The 7,821-nt window shown below is 58.6% G+C and carries 7 protein-coding genes; 3 read left to right on the top strand and 4 right to left on the bottom strand.

Annotated elements, in window-relative coordinates; all coding sequences use genetic code 11:
- The coding region (locus tag WA354_RS07975) for a hypothetical protein (RefSeq protein ID WP_472812472.1) at positions 1-278 on the top strand (278 nt) is incomplete at its 5' end.
- An 89-nt stretch (positions 279-367) separates the two neighbouring features.
- On the opposite strand, the gene WA354_RS07970 is transcribed toward WA354_RS07975, so the two are convergent.
- The 3 genes from WA354_RS07970 to WA354_RS07960 all read right to left on the bottom strand — a co-directional run bounded on the left by WA354_RS07970 (position 368) and on the right by WA354_RS07960 (position 4,049).
- Complete coding sequence (locus tag WA354_RS07970) at positions 368-1,351, bottom strand: transglutaminase family protein (RefSeq protein ID WP_472812471.1); 984 nt, start codon at positions 1,349-1,351, stop codon at positions 368-370.
- Between the two features lie 18 nt (positions 1,352-1,369).
- The gene (locus WA354_RS07965) at positions 1,370-2,332 is read right to left on the bottom strand and encodes an alpha-E domain-containing protein (RefSeq protein WP_472812470.1); all 963 of its coding nucleotides are present in this window, start codon (positions 2,330-2,332) and stop codon (positions 1,370-1,372) included.
- Between the two features lie 256 nt (positions 2,333-2,588).
- Entirely contained in the window at positions 2,589-4,049 is a 1,461-nt protein-coding gene (locus WA354_RS07960) for a circularly permuted type 2 ATP-grasp protein (RefSeq protein WP_472812469.1), read from the bottom strand.
- A 240-nt stretch (positions 4,050-4,289) separates the two neighbouring features.
- Between WA354_RS07960 and WA354_RS07955 the strand changes: the two genes are divergently transcribed.
- Complete coding sequence (locus WA354_RS07955) at positions 4,290-4,754, top strand: hypothetical protein (protein ID WP_472812468.1); 465 nt, start codon at positions 4,290-4,292, stop codon at positions 4,752-4,754.
- A 125-nt stretch (positions 4,755-4,879) separates the two neighbouring features.
- Here WA354_RS07955 and WA354_RS07950 read toward each other — a convergent pair whose 3' ends face one another.
- Positions 4,880-6,310 (bottom strand): glutamine synthetase family protein, encoded by a 1,431-nt coding sequence (locus WA354_RS07950; RefSeq protein ID WP_472812467.1) that lies wholly within the window; start codon positions 6,308-6,310, stop codon positions 4,880-4,882.
- Between the two features lie 351 nt (positions 6,311-6,661).
- On the opposite strand from WA354_RS07950, the gene WA354_RS07945 reads away from it, so the two are divergent.
- Positions 6,662-7,821: M61 family metallopeptidase (locus WA354_RS07945; RefSeq protein WP_472812466.1), on the top strand; the 1,160-nt coding region annotated here is incomplete at its 3' end.

The following is a 7,821-nucleotide window of genomic DNA, read 5'->3' as shown; positions in this document are numbered from 1 at the left end:
GGCTAAAGAGGGGTGAGGCGGTGGAAAGGATACAGAGAAGTACCCATCCCAAAAGGGATCTTTTCACGGCTGTTCCTCCAAAAATCTACTTCTTTGGCTGGTCGTTGGAAGCGACCCATTTCTTCTTTGCACGAACGGTTCATAGCCGTTCGAACAGCGACAAAGTATTTCGTGGATCTACACTCTCTGGGGTGAGAGTGGAACGCGAGATTCAACGAGCCTTGGTGCGTCTTCGCAACGCCGGCACGAATCACCGGGTTTTATGGAATTTCAAATAATCTATTAGGTCACCGAATAAGAATTCAATAAAAAAACGCATTTTATCTTTGGAAAACGACAACTGGTCCCTGGAAACCTGCATTTCGTCTCATTGTTGCTGCTGCATTTGCTGCACGTCAATGAGGGGTTGAGGCCGCTCCGGGGGCTGCTGGGCGCGCTCGACCAGGACTGACCAGTCCTCAGGGATGGGCATTTTGCGATCGAGAGCCGGTGGCTGGTCGCTGGCTTCGACGTGCACGGCGACGTAGAGCTCGCTCGACGTTTTGCCTCGGAAAATGCCGTGGGTAGGGGGTACGTCGGCGTAGTCGCGGCCAACGGCGGTGCGAATGTGTCGATGGTGGGCAACAAGATTGTTGGTGGGGTCAAAGCCGACCCAGCCGAGGTGAGGGAGCAACACATCGACCCAGGCGTGCGTGGCGTCGGGGGTGGAGCGGTCGTGGTCTTCGCGGCTGCGATAGAGATAACCGGAAACGTATCGGGCCGGAATCCGGACATGGCGGAGCAGCGCGATCATGGTGTGGGCGAAGTCCTGGCAGACGCCCTTTCCGCTGACGATGGCATCATCGATCGGGGAGTCCACGCGGGTAGACCGAGGGACATAGTCGAAGTAGTCGAAGAGGCGTTGATTGAGTTCCTGCACGAGCATTAAGGGATCGTCACGGCGAGTGACTCCCATCTGCTTCGCCAGCAGCGTGAGCGCCGGGGTTTCCACGACAAATTCGCTCGGCAACAGCATCTCCCAGTAGTCGCCGGCTTCGATCATGGCGTCGAGGGCCTGCCACGCATCGGGCGACAAGAAGCCGGGCACATCAGGCATGGGCTGCTGTTCGACCACGGATTCGGCGACGATTACAAGCTGGTTATGCTCGCTGGGAATGTCGAAGTGATGGACGTTGTTGCCGAAGTGGTCGCGGTAGGTAAAGACGCGGCATCGCGGGCTGACGGAGAGCGAAAACGTGAGGCAATGCTGGTTTGAGTCAGAGCGCGGATGCATGCGCGTTTCCATGATGCTCTCGCTGACCGATTGCGAATAGCGGTAGCGCGTGAGGTGGCGGATGGAATAGCAGTTCATGCAGATCGAATCCTGAGGTCAGATAGCCAGCGCGGACTGGATGGAGTACTGGATGTAATAGCGGTACATGATTTCGTGGATGCGCATGCACTGCTGGCGGATGGTGTGGAGGAACGAAGCGGCATCGCCGCCGAGGATTTCGCTGATCGAAGTGAAACTGAGCATGGCGTGCAATTTGCCGATGCCCGCGGTCAGTTCGTCAGGAGGGCGGCGGCCTCCGGTATGTTGGATGGACTGGATGGCCTGGCGAACTCCGTCGACGGAGTAGCGGATGGCGTGGGGAAAGTCTCGATTGAGCAGCAGAAACTCGAGGATGCGATCGGGAGTGAGGTCGGCGGTGTAGACCTGGCAGTAGGCTTCGAAGGCCGTGCAGCAGCGGAGAAGGCCCACCTGCTCGAGATACAGATAACCAGAGTGCTCGCGCTCGGACGGATGCGAGAGCAACGGTTGATAGACCTCGAGGAGCGTTGCGATAGCGTAGGCGCGCTCAAGGTAGCGGCCGAGACGGATGAAGTGCCAGCCCTGGCCGTGAATCATGGTGGTATCCGTGACGCCTTTGAAGAGATGAACGGCATCAATCAGCGAAGTGAGGACATCATTCATGTTGGACTGGAACTGGGTTTCAGTGTGCGGCGAATGCATCTGGTGATAGAGGCGGTTAAGTCGCTGCCATTGCTCAGTGGAGATTTCTTCGCGGATCTGGCGCGCATTTTCCCGCGCGGCGTCGATGCAGCAGGTGACGGATGCGGGATGGTGTTTATCGAAGACAAGCGTTTCTGCGTTGGATGCCGGGTCGCCTGTCCAATCCAGGCCAGCCGGGTTGCCGAGAGAGGCGATAAGGCGCTGCCAGTGGGTCTCGGCGCTGGCTCCGCCTGAGTCGAGCATGAGGCTCATGGCTACATCGAGCTGGCGCACAGTATTCTCCGCGCGCTCGAGGTAGCGGCTCATCCAATAGAGGCTGTCGGCAACGCGCGAAAGCATTTTGGTACTCTCCCGGAGTCTAAAATTCGTTTGTGTCGCGCCCATCCGTGCTGTGTTTTCCTGCTTTCATACCCTCAGGGGCTAAGGCCCCGTCGTTATTGTGGTGCTCGTTCGGCACGACTAAAGTCGTGCCCTGACACAAACTGGCGATGCGATGGTTCGTGCTTTCCCCCCTTGACTTCGTCAAGGATGGGGCACCCAAAGTCAGTTCGCTGACACAAACCGAGTGCGGCGGTCCGTGTTTTTCCATCCGCGGTTATTCGAGAACCCATGTGTCCTTGCTGCCGCCGCCTTGCGAAGAGTTGACCACGAGTGAGCCCTTTTCGAGGGCCACGCGGGTGAGCCCTCCAGGGACGATGTTGATTTTGTCGCCAAAGAGAATGTAGGGTCGGAGATCGACGTGCCTCGGCTCAAGACGATCGCCGATGAGACAGGGAGCGCGCGAGAAATCGAGGGTGGGCTGGGCAATGTAGTTGCGCGGATTGGCCTGGATGCGCGCGGCGAACTCTTCGCGCTGGCGTGCGGAGGAGTGCGGACCGATGAGCATGCCGTAGCCGCCGCTTTCGCCGACCGCTTTGACAACCAGCTTGTCGAGGTTGGCCAGCACATGCTGGCGTTCTTTGTCTTCGGTGAGCAGGTAGGTTTCGACGTTGTTGAGGATAGGGTCTTCGTCGAGGTAGTAGCGGATGATGCGGGGCACGTAAGCGTAGAGTGCCTTGTCGTCGGCGAGACCGGTGCCGAAGGCGTTGGTGACGGTGACGTTGCCCGCGCGGTAGGCGTTGAAGAGGCCGGTGCACCCGAGGATGGAGTCGCTGCGGAAGACGAGGGGGTCGCTGAAGTCGTCGTCGACACGGCGGTAGATGACGTCGACGCGCCTGAGGCCGTCGGTGGTGCGCATATAGACGACGTTGTCATGGGTGACGAGGTCGCGGCCTTCAACGAGATCGATGCCCATCTGGCGAGCGAGATAAGTGTGCTCGAAATAGGCAGAGTTGAAAACGCCGGGAGTGAGCAGAACGATGTTCGGCTCAGGCCGGCCCTCGGGAGCGAGAGAACGAAGCGTGGCGAGAAGCAGTTGCGGGTAATGCTCGATGGGGCGCACGCCGTAGCTGTGGAACAGCTCAGGGAAGGTGCGCTTCATGACGCGGCGGTTGGTGAGCATGTAGCTCACGCCCGATGGCACGCGGAGATTATCTTCGAGGACGACGAATTCGCCGGTATTGAGGCGCAGGAGATCTGAACCGACAACGGAGATGTAGACGTTGCGTGGAACCTGGAGGCCGCGCATCTGGCGGCGATAGTGCTTGCAGCTGTAGACCAGTTCGCGCGGAACAATGTGGTCGTTGAGGATTTTGGCTTCGGAGTAGACATCGCGCAGGAAGAGATTGAGAGCGGTGATGCGCTGGGTGAGCCCGCGCTCGATGCGATCCCACTCTTGCGAGGTGACAAGGCGCGGGAGCAGATCGTAGGGAAAGATCTTTTCGGTACCTTCGTCGCGTCCGTAGACGGTAAAGGTGATGCCCTGGGTGAGGAAAGACAGCTCGGCGGATTGCTTGCGGCGCTGTAATTCCTCCTGCGGCAGGCGCGCAATGGTCTCCGCCAGGGCACGATAGTGGAGGCGAACTTCTCCGACCGACTCACGCATCTCGTCGAATGCGTGGTCGATGGGATAGTCGCCGTAGAGGCTTTCCACGTCCGTCATAGGCCCGGCGCTCATGCCTGAATCATTGTCCTCGATGCCATCCAGGGATCGAAATATGGCTGGACGGCACAGAGCGCTGCGGATAAAACACCGCTGCCCAGAGAGACCGTTCCGCGTGTACCCTGTTCCTAAGCTTTATCACGCTGGGCATAAAGGCACAATCAGGGAAACAGCAGCTTTGAGATCTCACGCGCACTGAAGAGAAAATTCGCAGCTTCGGCGACGCGCGTTAGTTCAACGGGATAGCATCAGATCATGAGCTACGACCTCATGGTCTTTGAGCCGGATGCTGTTCCCGCCGGCCACGCTGAGTTTGTGCACTGGTGCGTGCAACGAACGAAGTGGAGCGAGGATCATGGGTACGACGACCCCGCGCTTAGCTCTGAGCACTTGAGGGCGTGGTTCGAGGACATCATTCGGATCTTCCCGCCGATGAATGGGCCGTCTGCGGGAGTCCAGGTGCCTGAGGACGAGGCGTCGAGTACGGACTACGCGATTGGCGAGGATTTTATTTACGCGTCGTTTGCCTGGTCGAAGGCTGAGCAGGCTTATATGACGGTGGCACGGCTTGCGGAGAAGCATCAGCTGGGGTTGTTCAATGCGAGTTCGTCGGGGGAAGAAGTGTGGATCCCCAAAGACGGACGAATGACGCTGGTGCATGACAAGAGACCGACGGGTGTGCTGGGCCGGATCTTGAATCTGCTGAAGCTGAGCAAGTAAAGAATGGACGGCAGCCAAGATGTGCTGCCGCCCTTCGCGTTTCCGACCGCAATTGTTCTAGAGCATGTTTTCTTAGATGTCCAGAAACTCCTAAAGGCATACCCTGATCCAGAGTGGATTCCTGACTAGAACAGATTCCAGAGCGACTGGTTGTAGACAGCGTGATGAAATTGGACTTCGCAGCCTTTGACGATGGTGCCGAGTTCGCGCGGGCAGCGGTTGGCCGAGGCTTGTTTCAGTTCTGCATAACGGCCCTGGACATCGGAGCCGAGGATTTCGGCGATCCAGCTTGAGGCTTTGAAGTCGTCGATGGCCTTGTAGATGTTGTCAGGCAGGTAGCGGCCGCCTTCGCGGAGGTTCTTCATCTTGGCGATTTCGCCGTCGATGCCGGTCTTGAAGATGGCGTACATCGACAGGTAAGGATTGGCGTCTGGAGCGACGGCGCGAACCTCGGTGCGCATGGAGCGCGCGTTGCCGATGGGCACACGAATCATGGCGCCGCGATCGGTTGCCGACGCGCGAATCTGGTTGGGGGCTTCGAAGTGCGGGTCGAGACGGCGATAGGCGTTCACGCTGGAATTGAAGACGAGGCAGAGATCGAGCGCGCGGGTGAGGACGCGGTCGAGGAACTTCCAACCGAAACTGGAGAGCTGCTCTTCGCCTTTTTCATCCCAGAAGAGGTTGGTCTTGCCCTTGGAGACGGAGACGTTGGTGTGCATGCCGCTGCCATTGACGCCGGCGACGGGCTTGGGCAGGAAGCAGGCGGTGTAGCCATAGTTGTTGCCGATCTGGCGGCAGAGCAGCTTATAGAGCTGGATCTGGTCGGCGGCGGCGACCACTTCGCTGTATCCAAAGTTGATTTCGAACTGGCTGGGCGCTACCTCGGGATGATCCTTTTCGTTCTGGAAGCCCATGGCGCGCTGCACTTCGGCAGCGGTGTCGATGAACTGGCGGAGGGGATCGAGGGGCAATGAGTGGTAGTAGCCGCCGGTGGAGACGAATTCGAATTTGCCGGTTTCGTGGTAAATTTTTTCGGCGTCCTTGCCGGCGAAAAGGAAGCCTTCGATCTCGGTGGCTGCATTAAGGGTGTACTGCTTTTCCGCATAGAGCTTGTCGGCGTAGGTTTTGAGCACACCGCGCAGGTCACCGGAGTAGGGTGTGCCATCTTTGTCGATGACGATGCCGAAGACGAGGACCTTGCCGTTGCCGAAGACATCGGCGGGGACCCAGTAGAAGGCGCTCCAGTCGATGCCGAGGCGGAGGTCGCTCTCTTTCTGAGCGGTGAAGCCGCGGATGGAAGAGCCGTCGAAGGTGAGGTTCTCGTAGGAATTGAGGAGGAACTTCTTGTCGTAGTCGAGAAGATGGAGGCGGCCTTCGAGATCGGAAAAGAGCACGGTAACGGCCTTGATGCGCTTTTCGTCGGTGAGGTATTTGAGCCGCTTTTCGCGAATCTGATCGATAGCGACGCGGCTGACACGTTCTTTCTTGGCTTCGAGGTTCAGTTCTTCCAGCTCCTCGTATGAGAGGGCCAGGAAGTTGCGATAGTCAGTGGACATGGGTCTCCTTCCGGCGAAAAAGTTCAGCCCGCGTGATGAAACCTGATTCTTCGGCGTGACTCATCGGTCTCCGGATGGACTCGGACGCGGCAATGCGTAGAGTTTCCCGGGAGACGGAGTGGGCGCGTGGATGAATCCGATCTCGCGCGAAGCTGTTTGTGAGCTTGTGGTTATAGGGTAACGCCTCAACATCGGAGCGGGGAGTTGAATCGGCGGATAGCGGCACAGAGCCTGTGGAAAGTATGGCGCGAATTGCCCCGCATCTTCAGCTTGGCGGCCGCTTGTCACATGGCGATGTTCGAGCCGACGGGGCGTGAGATAACCTGAAATCTTTCAGGAGGCATTGTCTGGATGCTCATGTTGAAGCGTGGTACTCATTTCTTCCCTGCCCTTTTGTTGTTGACCCTTGCTGTTTCAACCGCACGTGCACAGAAAGCGCCGATTCAGATCACGGCTGATCTTTCGGATGCGCCGCGCAAGCTGTTTCATGCAGATATGGATTTTCCGGTGTCGGCGGGACCGCTGACTCTGATTTCGCCGGAGTGGATTCCCGGGCATCACATGCCCTCGGGCCCGGCGTCTTCGATTGTCGGCGTGGTGTTTACAGCGAATGGGAAGACGCTGGAATGGCGGCGCGATGATGTGAACCTCTACGAATTTCACCTGACGGTACCGAGCGGCGTGACGACATTGCACATGCATCTGGATTCGATTGTGACGCGGCGCATCTCGCAGCGCATGGCTGCGCTGGAGTGGGAGGCGCTGATGCTGTATCCGGCGCACGTGCCGGTGAAAGAGATTCCGATTCAGCCCTCAGTGAAGGTGCCGGCCGGTTGGGGGGTTGGGACGGCGCTGACACCAATCAGCGGAGGATCCTATCCGGTACCGGCGGCGGGAAGCACCACAAAGTTTGCGGCAACGAATGTGGAACAGCTTGAGGACTCGCCAATTCTGACGGGGTTGTACTTCCACGAGTATCCGCTGGCGCCGACGATCAAGCCGCAGCATTTTCTGGACGTGGCGGCAGATGCGCCGGAAGACGCGAACCTGCGGCCCGCCGTGCTCGCCGAGGTGGCCAACCTGGTGCGCGAAGCCGATGCGCTGTATGCGTCGCACCACTACAACGAGTACCACTTTCTATTAACGCTATCGGATGTTGCTGGTGGAATGGGACTGGAGCACGGGCAATCTTCGGATAACGGCGTGGGCGAGAAGGGATTCGCGGATGACGTGCACCAACTGCCGGAGTCGGATTTGCTGTCGCATGAGTTCACGCACTCGTGGAATGGCAAGTATCGGCGGCCGGTGGGACTGTATCAGCCGGATTTTGCTACGCCGATGCAGGGTGCGATGCTTTGGGTCTACGAAGGCATGACCGAGTATTGGGGGAATGTGCTGGCAGCGCGATCGGGGTTGAAGAACGCGCAGGAGTACAAGGACGTGCTGGCGATGACGGCGGCAGAATTGGATTACACGCGCGGGCGCGAGTGGCGGCCAACGGAGGACACGGC

The sequence above is a fragment of the Occallatibacter sp. genome (genome assembly GCF_049802275.1).
Classification (GTDB): Bacteria; Acidobacteriota; Terriglobia; order Terriglobales; family Acidobacteriaceae; genus Telmatobacter.
The sequence above is the reverse complement of the archived record's forward strand: the minus strand, read 5'-3'. Positions and strand labels throughout refer to the sequence as shown.

Excerpts from the sequence above, each read along its gene's own strand:
- WA354_RS07950 (WP_472812467.1), bottom strand. The coding sequence starts at position 6,310 with ATGTCCACTGACTATCGCAACTTCCTGGCCCTCTCATACGAGGAGCTG.
- WA354_RS07955 (WP_472812468.1), top strand. The coding sequence starts at position 4,290 with ATGAGCTACGACCTCATGGTCTTTGAGCCGGATGCTGTTCCCGCCGGC.
- WA354_RS07960 (WP_472812469.1), bottom strand. The coding sequence starts at position 4,049 with ATGAGCGCCGGGCCTATGACGGACGTGGAAAGCCTCTACGGCGACTAT.
- WA354_RS07970 (WP_472812471.1), bottom strand. The coding sequence starts at position 1,351 with ATGAACTGCTATTCCATCCGCCACCTCACGCGCTACCGCTATTCGCAA.
- WA354_RS07965 (WP_472812470.1), bottom strand. The coding sequence starts at position 2,332 with ATGCTTTCGCGCGTTGCCGACAGCCTCTATTGGATGAGCCGCTACCTC.